This is a genomic window from Halostagnicola sp. A56 (assembly GCF_000691505.1).
Classification (GTDB): Archaea; Halobacteriota; Halobacteria; order Halobacteriales; family Natrialbaceae; genus Halostagnicola.
Genome location: NZ_JMIP02000015.1, coordinates 267,670 through 279,820 on the forward strand (window position 1 = coordinate 267,670; position 12,151 = coordinate 279,820).

The following is a 12,151-nucleotide window of genomic DNA, read 5'->3' on the forward strand; positions in this document are numbered from 1 at the left end:
TCGTTTACGTACATACCCACGACGGAGACTACGAGTCGCACGTTGATATTGGTTTTGCTGAATGGAAAATAACGTCTGACGCGATCCCGGCGCAGTCGGACCATACGGATCGGAAATCGCCAACGACTTCGACCGTCTGGGACGACGGCTACAGTTCGACGCGCTCGAGACAATCGGTCCCACCACAGACCGGACACGACAGCTCCGAGACGGAGTGGTCTTCAGGGACGTCGTAGGTGTAGTGGTTCTCGAACAGGTCGAGAAAGCAGTCGTCGTCGGTGCACGTGATCTCTTCAGTCGGTGGCATACGCCCACCTAACGCGAGTGCGAGTAAGAACCATTGGGTTACGGAACCAGGAGTCCGTCGTTCGCACACGAGAGGTTCATACCACCGCGACACGACCGTCGACTCGTGTAGTCACCGTTTTAGGCCTCGAGGCGCTACCACTGTGTCATGACTGCCCCCGAAACGCTCTCGGTGACGATCGTCGACGGCTACGTCGACGAACCCGCCCACTTCGGGGTCCCCCCGTACATGTCGACGTATCCGCGATACGCGGCCGGCGCACTGGTCGACGCGGGCGTCCCGCGCGAACGGATCACCTACCACACGATCGACGGCCTGCGCGACGGCCCCGACCGCTGGCGCGACGTCGACGAGGCCGACCTCCTCGTCTACCTCGGCGGGATGACCGTTCCGGGAAAGTACGTCGGCGGAACTCCCGCAGAGCCCGACGAGGTCCGCAAACTCGCCTGGACGGCCGGCGGGACGACCCTGATGGGCGGGCCGGTCAAGTTCGGCGTCGGCGAGGAAAACGCCGGCGCGACCGAGACCGAACGCCGCGATCTCGACTTCGACTTCGTCGCGAAAGGCGACGTCGAGGCGGCGGTCTACGACCTCGTCGAGAACGGCCTCGAGGGCTTTAACAACCGGATGCGAGACGTCGACGAGGTCTCCCGGTGGGCCCGGGAGGGCGCGTTCGTCGTCGAACAGCACCCGAACCATCCCGACCACCTGATCTGCGAACTCGAGACCTCCCGGGGCTGTGCCTACCGGTGTTCGTTCTGTACGGAGCCGCTGTACGGAAATCCCACGTTCCGACCGCCGCCGACCGTCGTCGGCGAGGTCGACGCGCTCTCGAACCACGGCGTGGCGCACTTCCGGATCGGTCGCCAGGCCGACATCCTCGCCTACGGTGGCGACGGCGAAGCGCCCAACCCCGAAGCGCTGCGCGAACTCTACGGCGGCATTCGAGAGGTCGCACCGGATCTCGAGACGCTCCACCTCGACAACATGAACCCCATTACGATCGTCAACTGGCCCGAGAAGAGCCGGGAGGGGATCCGGATCATCGCCGAACACAACACGCCGGGCGATACGGCCGCGTTTGGCCTCGAGTCGGCGGACCCGCTCGTACAGGAGGAGAACAACCTGAACGTCAGCGCCGAGGAGTGTTTCGAAGCGGTCAAAATCGTCAACGAGGAGGCGGGCTGGCGACCCGAGGGAACCTCGAAAATGGGGCGACCGACGGAACGCTCACAGACGGCGTCTACACCCGACGGCTCTCCGACTCGACTCCCGAAGCTACTACCCGGAATCAACCTCTTACACGGGCTCAAAGCCGAGCGCGAGGAGACCTACGAACGAAACCTCGAGTTCCTCAGACGTGTCTACGACGAGGGGTACATGCTGCGTCGAATCAACATCCGGCAGGTCATGTCCTTCGACGGGACGGAGATGTCGGACACCGGTGCGACCATCGCGAACGAGCACAAGGACCTGTTCAAACGCTACAAGGAGCAGGTTCGCGAGGAGATCGACAACCCGATGCTACGACGGGTCACGCCGGTGGGGACCGTCCTGCCGGACGTCCACCTCGAGTACCACCAGGACGGAACGACGTTCGGTCGCCAGCTCGGAACCTACCCGCTGCTCGTCGGCATCCCCGGCGAACTCGAGTTGGGTCGGACGATCGATGTCGCGGTTGTCGATCACGGCTATCGGTCCGTCTCGGGCGTGCCGTACCCGCTCGACATCAACAGCGCGTCGATGGACGAACTCGAGGCGATCCCGGGTATCGGCTCGAGTCGCGCGGGCGACATCGTCGTCGACCGCCCGTACGATTCCGTCGCCGAAGCCGAAACCGGCCCAGACGCGGACCTGACCCGGTTCGCGACAGTGAACCGACCGAATCAGGCTGACTGAGATCGTTCGGCTCGCTTCGAGTTCTCGCGGGCGATCGATTCGAGGGCGATCGACCGTTCCGATCGTGCGATTGGTGAACACTGACGCACTATCTCCCTCGCTGCTTGCGATTTCGCGAAACGAGTACGTCCGAACTCGCCGGAGTTGGCCGTCGACGGTCCAGAAAACGCGACCTGTGGTCGGTAGTTCTATTATGCATGCGATTCAGACAGAAACGTGAGGGTCTAACTGTGGAGATATCTGAAAAACTCCTGTGTCTGTTCAGTACAGCCGTTTCGGAAGAGGAGGATCGATACGTCATCGAAGTCCCGCGACAGGAAGTCGACACCGGCGGGGTCGAACCGGGGGAGATCTACAAGGTCGCGCTCATCTCTCGAGACGAGGCGGATACGGAGACGACGGTCGCGCCCGAGGAGTCGAGCGCGCCGTCCGAACCGCAGCCGCCGGTCGACGTCGGTGAAACCCGGTACGTCGAAATCGAGGACATCGGCAAGCAAGGCGACGGCATCGCTCGCGTCGAGCGGGGCTACGTCATCATCGTCCCCGGCGCGGACGTCGGCGAGCGAGTGAAGGTCGAAGTCAGCGAGGTCAAGTCCAACTTCGCCGTCGGCGAAGTAATCGAAGAAACCTTCTAACCGCTCGAGGGCGCCACCGTCCTCGCCCGAGGGCCGCCGATCGCCGTCCTCGTTCGAGGCCGTCGATCGCGTTCGCATCCGAGTCCCACACAGCGTCGGCTGGTTCGAGACTGTCGTTCGGGAATCGTCTCGAGGGAGGTCACGGGATCGTCGCGATAATATTCGCCTGCGCTATCGCGTTCGCCGCGCGCTGGAGAAGCGCACCCGGTCACAGTTACTCCTCGACCGGCGTCCCATCGGGGCGCTTCGCGCCTTCGGAATCGTGAACCACGACCCCGTCGCTGGCGGGCGATGCGGGCTCGTAATTGTCTCGGACGCCGATCGCTTCCTCGAGTTCTCGCACGGCGCGTTCTTTCAGCGCGGCGGCGAGGTCTTCCGCGTCTGCTCGAGAGATGTCTCGACCGAGCCCCTCGCACTCGTGGGCCCGAACGAGTCCTTCCTCGTCGACGGCCTCGCCCATCGGCTGGCTCGTGCCCGCCAGCGCGACGCTGAACGGATAGGTCCGGCAGATCAGGGGTCGGTCCTCGTGTGCGACGCACCCCCCGACTCCCTGCTCGTCTTCCTCGTAGAACACGCAATCGCCGCAGGCGGTCGTCTGCAGCGCCCACTCGAACGTCTCGCCCACAAGGTGGCCGTCCTCGCCCTCGGCCAGCCCGTACGGCATCGGGCGAGCGACATCTCGCCACTCGTCTGCGGTCGCGCCGTCGGCCGCCAGTTCTCGCGGCTCGTCGTCGAAGTCCTCCTCCGCACCCTCGAGCAGCGTCCTGACCTCGTCGGGAAACACCGTCGCGGTGTGGGCTTCGGTCGTCTCGGCGTCGGCGTCAGAATCCGCGCCGTCGTCGTTCGTTTCGGCGGTACAGCACGCGCCACAGCGCGTGCACTCGAACCCGATCGATTCGATCGCGTCCGCCAGTTCGCTCACCGAGAGTCCGCGGGCCTGCTCGAGTTCCGCTTCGAGAGACTGCACACCTCACACTCGTCGCCGAGGCGGAAAAGTCAGTTGCTGTGGGTGGCTGTCTGTACGAGTCGATCACTACTGTGCCTCGGTGCGATCACGCCGAGTTGGACGCCCGGGCACGCTCGCCGTCCCACTCGAGTCGTCCTTCGACCGCGAGTTTCTCGAGGTGGGCACGCACCGTCGCTCGAGCCATCCCTCGAACCCCTGTCAGATCCTTCTTGTAGGCGGCCTCGAGGATCTGCGAAAGCGTTTCGGCCCCGGAACCGACCGCCGCGAGCACGCTTCGCTCCCGTCGGTTTCGGTGTTCGAGCAGCCGCTCGAGCGTCGCTCGAGGCCGCTGGATGACCGGACCGTGGCCGGGGAGTAGCTCAGGCGGGTCGATCGCTCGAAGCCGTCTGAGCGTGGTCATGTACGCTCGCATGTCGCCGTCCGGCGCTCCGACGACGACGCTGCCCTCGGCCATCGCGCAATCGCCGCAGACGATCGGGCCGTCGTCGCCGACGACCAGCGCAACGTGGTCGCTCGAGTGGCCGGGCGCGTCGAGGACGGTAACCGCGTCGGTCGCTCCCGACCTATCGCCGATCGGGAGCGTCGTTCCCGGCCACAGCAGCCGGTCCGGATCGCGCCCGATCGCCCGGCGGAACCGGTCGACGTGAGCGCGGTGGGCCCAGAGCGCGGCGTCGGTTCGATCGGCGTACGCGGCCGCGGCTCCGACGTGGTCCGGATGGGTGTGGGTGACGACGACGTGTTCGACGGTGTGTGCCCCGACGAGTTCGTCGAGGTCGTCGGTCCGGGCCGCGGGATCGACGAGTACTGCGGGATCGGTGCCGAGAAGGTACGCGTTCGTCGTTCCGCCCGGCGCGGCCGTCTCGACGGACACCGAACGGCGGACGATATCCATACCCCCTGGTTCGCTCGAGGGAGAAAATGCGTATCGAAACGCCGGTGGCGTCCCAGGGGGCGATCAGCGACGAAAACTGTGAGGATTCTACGGGTCGCCCGATCCGCGGTCGTTCCGTCACTCAGTGGCTGAGATAGTACGAACGCCGATTCAGTGATTCAGAGAGTACAGACTCAGTGGTTGAGGGAGTACACTTGCTTTCGCGCGTCGCGGAAGCTGTATCGCGATTCGACGAGGTCGACGTCCTCGAGGCGGTTGAGGGCGTAGCGAACGGTTCGGTCGGGAAGTAGCGATTCCTCGGCGAGTTGTCCCTGCGAGAGGGGCGAATCGGTCTCGAGGACTTTCGCGACGAGTTTCGCGCTCGGGGGGAGATCGCGCAGCCGTTCTCTGTACTCGGTTTCGGTCAGTGGCTCCTCGGTGGCAGTCGCCTGCTCGTCGGCCGTGCTCGTGCTCATACGATAGTCGACCGAATGAGTGATGGTAAAGCTTCCCTATATGTGGATACGAATAATCCAGTTTATAATAGGTGTATTAGTGGCATATATATTCTCTTTGCAAACCGTTCTTCTCACTCGCAACCGTTCGGTTTCGTATGGAGTCCATCCCAGCGGCGTACGAAGATCTGTTCGACAAAGCAAGCATCGCCCACGTTTCGACGCTCATGCCCGACGGCACGCCACAGGTCACGCCGGTCTGGGTCGACGTCGACGACGAGGGCTACGTCTGCATCAATACCGTTCGCGACCGACAGAAGGCCAAGAACCTCTCGGAGAACCCGAAGGTGGGGCTGTCGATCACCGATCCCGATGACCCGTATCGGTACCTCTCGATTCGCGGCGCCGTCGAGGAGATGACGACCGAGGGCGCGGTCGACCACATCGATCGACTCGCGCGGCGGTACATGGACGTCGAGGAGTACCCCTACCACGACGACGAGGAGAGCGACCGGGTACTCGTCCGCATCCGTCCCGACCGAGTCATCGCCGGTCAGTGACGGCGGACAGATGTGGTCGAAGGGATTCGACGCTGTCTCCGTTCCATCTCATCCTATTCCATCCCGAGCGAGTCTACGCACCGAGTCCACGCCGTCGACTGACACTGAAGTGTCATTCGTCCGGTAGCGCCGCTCTCTCAGGAGTATTGACCGTTCGAACGCGACGTTGCCGCCTGCGTTCGGTTCCGACGCCTTCCAGTACCGTTTTATCCTCCCACTACTGTAGTTTCGCCCAGCGTGAAAGGACAGGAGTGGTACCAGGCCGACGATGTCGCCGAGGAGTACGACGACAAACGGTTCTCTCAGGGCGGTGAACTTATCGATCAGCGTGAAAAAGAGGCCGTACTCGAGGCGATTGCCCCCCTCGAGGACAAAGACGTACTCGAGATCGCCTGTGGTACCGGGCGATTCACCGTGATGCTCGCGGCACACGGTGCGAACGTCGTGGGACTCGATATTTCGGCTGCGATGTTACAGCACGGACGGCAGAAAGCAAAGCACGCGGACGTCGCCGGCGAGCTCGATTTCCTCCGCGGTGACGCGGGACGGCTCCCGTTTCCCGACGACCACTTCGACACGGTCGTCGCGATGCGGTTTTTCCATCTCGCCGACGACCCCGAAGGGTTCTTACAGGAGATGCGACGCGTCTCGCGCGATCAGATCGTCTTCGATACGTTCAACAGGTTCTCCTCGCGGAGCATCTACAACTGGGCGCTCCCGATGGGCTCGCGGCTGTACTCGAAAAGCGAAGTGAGCGTGCTGTTGGCAAAGGCAGGGCTCACGCTCGAGGGGGTCGAAGACGACTTCATCGTTCCGTACGGCTTCTATCGATCGATGCCCAATGCCCTCGCCGCGCCGATCCGACGACTCGACTCGCTCGTCGGCGAGCTTCCGGTTACCGATCACCTCTCGTCGGTCTCCTACTGGAATACGCGAATCCGATAGTCGACGGTCGACTCCTGACCTGTCACTTCATCTGACATGGGGCGAGAAGAACCCCATTCTATTTTTACTATCGGGTGACTCTACGTATTCGTATGGAGCTCTCGGTAGTCGTCTCGACGCTCAACGACCGGGAGCAACTGCTCTCCAGTCTGGACGCACTCGGCGATCGAACGCCGGAGACGACCGAGATCGTCGTCGTCAACGGCCCGTCGTCGGACGGAACGACCGGGGCCGTCCGCGAACGCGCGGATGTCGACGTGCTGGTCGAGATCTCGGAACGAAACACGAACGTCTCCAGAAACGCCGGCCTCGAGGTCGCCTCGAGCGACGCCGTCGCGTTTCTGGACGGGAAATACGTTGTCGGAGACGACTGGTACGATGCGATCGAACGCGCGATCGGAACCGGCGATGACGTCGTCGCCGGTCCGGTGGCGGGCCGCCCAGACGGAAAGTTGAACTCGTCGCAAACGATCGACGGACGCGCGGTGACCCCGTTCGACTGCGACAACGTCGCGTTCGATTCGACCGTGCTCGAGGCGCTCGACGGGTTCGACGAGTACCTCTCCGTCGACGGCTCTCGAGACTGCGCCCATCGCGTCGACGCGCTCGGGTTCGACGTGAGCCGGGACGACGGCATGGCGACGCGCTGTGACGTCGAAACCGACGGCGGCCGCCGCGAGTGGGGGGCGACCTATCGCTCGCTCGCCTACCGGCTGTCGAAGAACTACGGGCCGCGGCCGTCGGTCGCGGGACGGGTCGGTTGCAGCGCGATCCGGGACGGCGTCGCGGCCGTTCGAGCCATCGTGGCCGGCGAGACGACGCCGACCGGCTGGTTCGACGACGGACTCGCCGTGACGAAGAACCTGCTGCGCGGCTTCGCGGACGGCGTCCGCGCTCGGTACGCCGACCGGTCGCCGCGCCGGAACCCACACGGGATTTCGGTGCGACACGATCGCGCGGTGCAGGTCTACGACAGACGCGGTTCGTCGGAGTAACGCTCCGGCGTAAACGAGGGTGGCCGATTCTCAGTCGTGATCCGGTGCGAGCGCCTCGATGACGCGACAGGTGTTTTTCGAAAAGGCGCGCCAGAGTTTGTCCTCGGAGACGTCGAGGGTCAAAATCTCCATCACGGCGACGTCGGGGTGACAGTCCGGTGCGCCGCTGCCGAACAGGACTCGATCGGGGTGTTCGAGCAGCGCGCGCTCGAGAACGTCACGATATCTAACGAAACTCGTCTCGAGATAGCACTCGTCGTACGTTTCGAGGAGGTCGATCATCTCGTTCATCAGGTCGCGGTCGAGCGGGTGGCCGCCGAAGTGCGAGACGACGACGGGAATCGAGCGCTCGAGGAACGCCGCTGCGATCCGGGCCGGAGGGGCGTTCCGTCCGCCCGAGACGATGATCGGGTGGCCGACATCCTCGAGCACGTCGAGAACTGCCGGATCCGGATATCCGTCGGTGGCCGGATCGAGGACGAAGCCGTGAAAGCGGTCGTCGTAGGCGTACTGCTCGATGTCTTCCGGCGTCGTGTGGAACGACTTCCGGCTGGAGACGGCGTTTCGGAGTCGGCTCGTGGCCGTCGACCCGTCCTCTTCGGAGCCGTTGATTCGGGCGAACGCGACGAAGGGCCTGTCGACGCTCCGACGGGCGACGCCGTTGTTCGCGGCGACGTAGCTCGTCTCCGGCGTCGCGCGGGGAAAGACGACCGCTCTCGTGATCCCGGCCTGGTGCATCTCCCGCTCGAGGCGGTCCGGCGAGATCTCCCGCGGTCCCCCACTCGGTTCGCCACCGGGCGTCAGTCGCGTGTAGACGTCCACGATGCGAAACCCGTGTTCCAGCTCCAGCATCCCTGCCCGTAGTTGTCGACCGACCCATATTTTCCTATCGAAAGAACGTTTCTGGCGTGTGACTCGCCCTCGCACAACCAATCGCCAGAGGGGAGCGATGTTGGAGGGAAAAGTTTATATAGAAGTGCTGATGACATAGGTAGTGAGGATTCAACTATGGCACAACAGCGACGCATGGGCGGACAGCCGATGTTTGTTTTGAGCGAGGATAGTCAGCGAACGCAGGGCCGCGATGCCCAGTCGTCGAACATCATGGCCGGCAAAGCGGTCGCCGAGTCGGTACGGACGACACTCGGCCCCCGCGGCATGGACAAGATGCTCGTCGGCTCGAGCGGCGACGTGGTCATCACGAACGACGGCGCGACCATCTTGAACGAGATGGACATCGAGCACCCGGCGGCACAGATGATCGTCGAAGTCGCCGAGTCCCAGGAGGACGAGGTCGGCGACGGCACCACGACGGCGTCGGTGCTCGCCGGAAACCTGCTGGGCGAGGCGGAGGATCTCATCGAACAGGACGTCCACGCGACGACCATCGTCGAAGGGTACCACGAGGCCGCCCGCATCGCCCTCGAGGCGATCGACGAGCAGGTAAGCGAGGTCGCCGTCGACGACGACATTCTCGGCCAGGTCGCCGAATCGAGCATGACCGGCAAGGGAACCGGCGGACTGACCGCCGCGGAACTGGGCGAGACCGTCGTGGAAACGATTCGACACGTCGAAACCGACGACGGCGTCGCTCGCGAGAACGTCTCCGTCCACACCCAGGTCGGTGCCTCCTCGAACGCGACGGAACTCGTCCCCGGCATCGTCATCGACGAAGAGCCCGCCCACGACGCGATGCCGACGGACGTCGAAGACGCGTCGATCGCGCTCTTAGACGTCGAACTCGAGCTTCAGACCGGCGAGGTCGACGCCGAGTACGCGATCGACTCGATCGATCAGCTCAACGCCGCGATCGACGCGGAGGAGGGTGAACTCGACAGCTACGCCGATACGATCGTCGACAGCGGCGTCGACGTCGTGTTCACGACCGACGGCGTCGACGACCGCGTCGCCGCCAAACTCGCGAACGAAGGCGTCCTCGTCTTCGAGAACATCGGTAGCTCGGACGCGAAAAACGTCGCATCCGCGACGGGTGTCAGCCGCGTCGGCGCGCTCGAGGACCTCGAGGAGGCCGACTTCGGCCACGCAGACCACGTCCGAACCGAGAGCTACAACGACGACGAACTCGCGTTCATCGAGGGCGGTTCGGCCGCCGAATCGGTCACCGTCTTCGTCCGCGGGGGAACTAAACACGTCGTCGACGAACTCGAGCGCACCATCGGTGACGCACTCGACGTCGTCGCGACCGCACTCGAGTCCGGGGAGGTCGTCCCCGGCGCGGGCGCGACCGAGATCGCCATCGCGGACAAGATCCGCTCGGAGGCTGCCGGCATCGAAGGCCGAAAACAGCTCGCGATCACGTCGTTCGCCGACGCAGTCGACATCGTGCCGCGCACGCTCGCCGCGAACACCGGCCAGGACCCGATCGATTCGCTCGTCGATCTGCGGGCCGCCCACGAGTCCGACGGCCGCGCCGGCCTGATCACCGACAACGAGGAGGTCACGATCGGCGATCCGTTCGAGCACGGCGTCGTCGACCCGGCCGACGTCAAACGCGAAGCCATCGAGAGCGCCACTGAGGCGGCGACGATGATCGCGCGAATCGACGACGTCATCTCCGCCGAGTAACGCGGTCGAACCGCCGCGATCGAGGCCGAATTCGAATTTTGCGTTTCGTCCCGGCGTTTGGACGCCGAATCAGCGTTCAGTTACCAGTGATGGTACCGACTGGACAGCGCCCGAACCGGCCAATATTGTTAAGTGTTACCAATCGAAACCGTTTCGGTCATGCCGGGGAGTTCGCCGTCGGACCGATTGCGAGAGGTCGGTAAGGCGACTGGACAGGTCGTTTACTACGACGAAACGGAGGGGACCTATCACACGTGGTGTGACAACGACGAATCCGAGCCGGTGAGCACGGCGCTTCTCGTGACGGTGTCGTCGGTTTTCGGCGTCGAGCCCGAGGACCTCGATGCGCTCGGCGAGTGTATCGACCCTGACGCGCTGAACGCTATTTTCGTCCACTGGCGCGGCGACGAACCGCGGATCGGGGACGGGTCCGTGTCGTTTTCGTTCTCTCGCTGTGACGTGACCGTCCACGCGGACGGCGAGATAATTATCGACCCACATCATCGCGCCCGAGACGTGCTCGAACAGTAGCGGCCTGTCCCATATCTGATGCGGGTTCCGAACCGATTCTCAGGGCTCGAGCACCACGTCGTCACCCCGATCGAGCGAGAACGCGTCGTCGCCGCGCCCGTCGTTGACATCGAGTTCGACGTAGCCGTGTTCCCCCACGGTCGCGAGTCGGTCGCCGGGGGGAACGGACGCGAACGCGGCTTCGACGGGGACCCGGCGGCCGTTCGCCTCGATCGACTCGCGACCGGCCAGAAATGCACCGGGAACGTTGGTGATGACGTTGCCGAAGTCGTCGACGACGAGCACCTCCCCGCGCGCCCGGTCGGGGTCGGTTTCGACGCTGGCCGTCGGAATCGTCTCCTCGACCAGCGACTCCACGTCGACGGGCGAGAGTCCCGCGAGCGATCCCAGTCGGTCAAGCGGCGTTTCGTGAACCGTCGCGGCGGCCGGCGCGAACACGTCTCGGCCGTGAAACGTCGCGCCTCGATCGTTCGTCCGATTCCCGTCCGTCGTCGCCGGATCACGTGGGATCTCGAGCAGGTCAGTTTCGGTCGCCGACTCGTCGATTTCGAACGCCTCGAGGTCACCGCCGGTGCCGGCGGCGAGGGCTCGAGCGGGCGGGTACAAGACGCCGTTGTCCGGGCCGACGAGCGCGTGCTCGCCCGCGCGAACGACGATCGCGCGGCGGTCGGTTCCGACACCGGGGTCGACGACCGCGAGGTGGGTCGCCGGCGGGTAGTAGGGGAGGATCTCCCGGAGCCAGAAGGCGGCCGCCCTGACGTCGCCGCGTGGAAAATCGTGGCCGATATCGACGACTCGAGCGGTCGTCTTCTGCGAGATGACGCCTTTCATCGCCGCCGGATACGGCGAGCCGAAATCGGAACTGAGCGTCAGCATCCGTCTACTGGCCGTTCGAATCGGAGTCGTTTACCATCTGAAGCCGTTCGATCCCGTTTGCCTCCTCGACGACGTCGACGACGGGGTCGGGAACCAGTCGCTCCCAGTTCTCGTCTGCGATCATCCGCTCGCGCAGTTCGGTGCCCTCGAGGACATCCCGGTTGAACATCGGCGACTGGCGGACGTCGACGCCGGCCTCGCGAAAGAGTTGGATCACGAGCGGGTTGTTCGAGTAGGCGATGTCGAAGTCCGGACTCATGCTCTGGACGTGGCTCACCCAGACGGAGTTGCGCTCTAGGTCCTCGATCGGCACCGCGTAGGTCACGAGGTCGAACTCGACGAGGGACTTCGTGATCATCATGATGCGCTCGCCCGCGGTGAACGGGTTCCGCGTCGAGTGTGAGTCGCCAGCGCTTCCGATCCCGAGAACGAGTTCATCGACGTCTTCCGCGATCCGTTCGACCATGTTGTAGTGGCCGTTGTGAAACGGCTGGAACCGGCCGATGTAGAACCCCCGAGTCATA

General features: G+C 64.2%; 14 protein-coding genes. 7 read left to right on the forward strand and 7 right to left on the reverse strand.

Features of this window, described 5'->3' with window-relative positions; all coding sequences use genetic code 11:
* Positions 1–148: 148 nt before the first annotated feature.
* Positions 149–307, reverse strand: a complete 159-nt coding sequence (locus EL22_RS17955) for a hypothetical protein (protein ID WP_197075862.1) — start codon at positions 305–307, stop codon at positions 149–151.
* A gap of 147 nt (positions 308–454) precedes the next feature.
* Between EL22_RS17955 and EL22_RS06705 the strand changes: the two genes are divergently transcribed.
* Positions 455–2,206, forward strand: a complete 1,752-nt coding sequence (locus tag EL22_RS06705; RefSeq protein WP_050050754.1) for a radical SAM protein — start codon at positions 455–457, stop codon at positions 2,204–2,206.
* Between the two features lie 230 nt (positions 2,207–2,436).
* Positions 2,437–2,841, forward strand: a complete 405-nt coding sequence (locus tag EL22_RS06710; protein WP_050050755.1) for a TRAM domain-containing protein — start codon at positions 2,437–2,439, stop codon at positions 2,839–2,841.
* A gap of 214 nt (positions 2,842–3,055) precedes the next feature.
* Here the strand turns inward: EL22_RS06710 and EL22_RS06715 are convergent, their stop codons facing one another.
* The 3 genes from EL22_RS06715 to EL22_RS06725 form a co-directional block, all read right to left on the reverse strand.
* Positions 3,056–3,808 carry a YkgJ family cysteine cluster protein gene (locus tag EL22_RS06715; RefSeq protein WP_050050756.1) on the reverse strand — a complete coding sequence of 251 codons (753 nt, stop codon included), beginning with the start codon at positions 3,806–3,808 and terminating at the stop codon, positions 3,056–3,058.
* Between the two features lie 85 nt (positions 3,809–3,893).
* The gene (locus EL22_RS06720) at positions 3,894–4,700 is read right to left on the reverse strand and encodes an MBL fold metallo-hydrolase (protein WP_050050757.1); all 807 of its coding nucleotides are present in this window, start codon (positions 4,698–4,700) and stop codon (positions 3,894–3,896) included.
* Positions 4,701–4,873: 173 nt separating this feature from the next.
* Entirely contained in the window at positions 4,874–5,155 is a 282-nt protein-coding gene (locus EL22_RS06725; protein ID WP_050050758.1) for a helix-turn-helix domain-containing protein, read from the reverse strand.
* Between the two features lie 137 nt (positions 5,156–5,292).
* Here EL22_RS06725 and EL22_RS06730 point away from each other — a divergent pair, with 137 nt between their 5' ends.
* The 3 genes from EL22_RS06730 to EL22_RS06740 all read left to right on the forward strand — a co-directional run bounded on the left by EL22_RS06730 (position 5,293) and on the right by EL22_RS06740 (position 7,634).
* Complete coding sequence (locus EL22_RS06730) at positions 5,293–5,694, forward strand: PPOX class F420-dependent oxidoreductase (protein WP_050050759.1); 402 nt, start codon at positions 5,293–5,295, stop codon at positions 5,692–5,694.
* Positions 5,695–5,931: 237 nt separating this feature from the next.
* Positions 5,932–6,639 carry a class I SAM-dependent methyltransferase gene (locus EL22_RS06735; RefSeq protein ID WP_050050760.1) on the forward strand — a complete coding sequence of 236 codons (708 nt, stop codon included), beginning with the start codon at positions 5,932–5,934 and terminating at the stop codon, positions 6,637–6,639.
* A gap of 92 nt (positions 6,640–6,731) precedes the next feature.
* Entirely contained in the window at positions 6,732–7,634 is a 903-nt protein-coding gene (locus tag EL22_RS06740) for a glycosyltransferase (RefSeq protein WP_050050761.1), read from the forward strand.
* Positions 7,635–7,664: 30 nt separating this feature from the next.
* Here EL22_RS06740 and EL22_RS06745 read toward each other — a convergent pair whose 3' ends face one another.
* The gene (locus EL22_RS06745) at positions 7,665–8,486 is read right to left on the reverse strand and encodes an amidohydrolase family protein (protein WP_050050762.1); all 822 of its coding nucleotides are present in this window, start codon (positions 8,484–8,486) and stop codon (positions 7,665–7,667) included.
* A gap of 189 nt (positions 8,487–8,675) precedes the next feature.
* On the opposite strand from EL22_RS06745, the gene thsA reads away from it, so the two are divergent.
* Both thsA and EL22_RS06755 read left to right on the forward strand, forming a co-directional pair.
* Positions 8,676–10,220 carry a thermosome subunit alpha gene (thsA, locus tag EL22_RS06750; RefSeq protein WP_050050802.1) on the forward strand — a complete coding sequence of 515 codons (1,545 nt, stop codon included), beginning with the start codon at positions 8,676–8,678 and terminating at the stop codon, positions 10,218–10,220.
* A gap of 159 nt (positions 10,221–10,379) precedes the next feature.
* The gene (locus tag EL22_RS06755; protein ID WP_050050763.1) at positions 10,380–10,751 is read left to right on the forward strand and encodes a HalOD1 output domain-containing protein; all 372 of its coding nucleotides are present in this window, start codon (positions 10,380–10,382) and stop codon (positions 10,749–10,751) included.
* A 39-nt stretch (positions 10,752–10,790) separates the two neighbouring features.
* Here EL22_RS06755 and EL22_RS06760 read toward each other — a convergent pair whose 3' ends face one another.
* Together EL22_RS06760 and EL22_RS06765 are read right to left on the reverse strand one after the other, a co-directional pair.
* Positions 10,791–11,627 (reverse strand): S-adenosyl-l-methionine hydroxide adenosyltransferase family protein, encoded by an 837-nt coding sequence (locus EL22_RS06760; protein WP_050050764.1) that lies wholly within the window; start codon positions 11,625–11,627, stop codon positions 10,791–10,793.
* A gap of 4 nt (positions 11,628–11,631) precedes the next feature.
* Complete coding sequence (locus EL22_RS06765) at positions 11,632–12,150, reverse strand: nicotinamide-nucleotide adenylyltransferase (protein ID WP_050050803.1); 519 nt, start codon at positions 12,148–12,150, stop codon at positions 11,632–11,634.
* Position 12,151: the final 1 nt, after the last annotated feature.